Here is a 1,081-nt window from a genome sequence, read left to right as displayed (position 1 = left end):
TCCGCAGGACTGCGGCGGCGGCAAGGGCAGTCAGCATGACCTTGGTCCTGTCAGTTCATCTGGCCACGCAGGAAGGCGATCAGCTTCGGGTCGCTGCCGGTGCGTTCGAGGATAGGCAGGATGACCCGCCATCCGTTGTCGCTGTTGGTCAGGATCACGATGCCGTCGCCGCTCGCACGATCGATCGCGGCGAAGGTGAAGGCCCCGGCATCCTTGCCGGTGTGGAGCATCGTTGTGCCTCCGGGAAATCCGAGAAGCTGCCAGCCGAAGCCAAAGCCGGTCCAGGGTGGACAGCTGGCTGCTTTCGATCCGGCACATATTCCGGGCGTCAGATCGGCCTGCGATTTGCTGCGCTCCGCCGCGACGGACGCGACCAGGCCCCTGTCGTTGCGCGCATCGATGAGGAAGCGCGCATAATCACGCGCTGTCGCGTGCGCGAGATCGGCAGCGTTGTAGCGCGTCACACGCTCTACAGGGAGCGGCTTGCCGGCGTCGTCGTAGGGCACGGCGATCGGCGCCGCCTCGCCTTGCGCCGACACATACCCGGAAGCGCGCATGTGGGCGGGTGCGAACAGCCAGCGGCCAGCCAGCGTCTCGAACGACTGCCCGGTGCGACGCTCGGCGTAGCGCGCGGCATATTGATACCCCTCGCCCGAATAGCCGGTCGTCGTGCCAGGATCATGATCGAACGCCAGCCCCTTGGCATCGCGCCAGTTTGGCAACCCGGTGCGATGGCTCAGCGCCATGCGGACGGTGAGCTTCATCCGCCGGGGATCACGCGACAGGTCGGGATCGCTCCAGTAGCGATCCATCGGCTCGTCGAGCGACAGCCTGTCGGCTGACATTAGGCGCAGGATGACTTCCGCCGTCAGCGGCTTCGTCAGCGAGGCGAGATTGTACGGCGTGGCGTCGGTGGCCTTGCGATTGGGGCCAGCCATGCCCCAAGCCTGCGTCGAGACGATCTGCCCGCCACGGATCAAGGCGACCGACGCGCTCTGCACGCGCTGCCCCCGAAGAACCTCTGTCATATCCGGCAGCGCGGCGTTCGTTCTGGCGTCCGCCACTGAGGCGAAAGGTGCCA

At 66.4% G+C, this 1,081-nt stretch carries 1 protein-coding gene; it reads right to left on the bottom strand.

All coding sequences use genetic code 11. The annotated features are described in order from the left end of the window. Positions 1–50 precede the first annotated feature (50 nt). The coding region (locus U1700_RS15215; RefSeq protein WP_332753508.1) for a serine hydrolase domain-containing protein at positions 51–1,081 on the bottom strand (1,031 nt) is incomplete at its 5' end.

Origin of the sequence: Sphingomonas sp. RB1R13 (assembly GCF_036663775.1) — a bacterium.
In the GTDB taxonomy this organism is placed as follows: Bacteria; Pseudomonadota; Alphaproteobacteria; order Sphingomonadales; family Sphingomonadaceae; genus Sphingomicrobium.
Note: the sequence above shows the minus strand (reverse complement) of the source record. Positions and strands in the feature narration are given on the sequence as shown.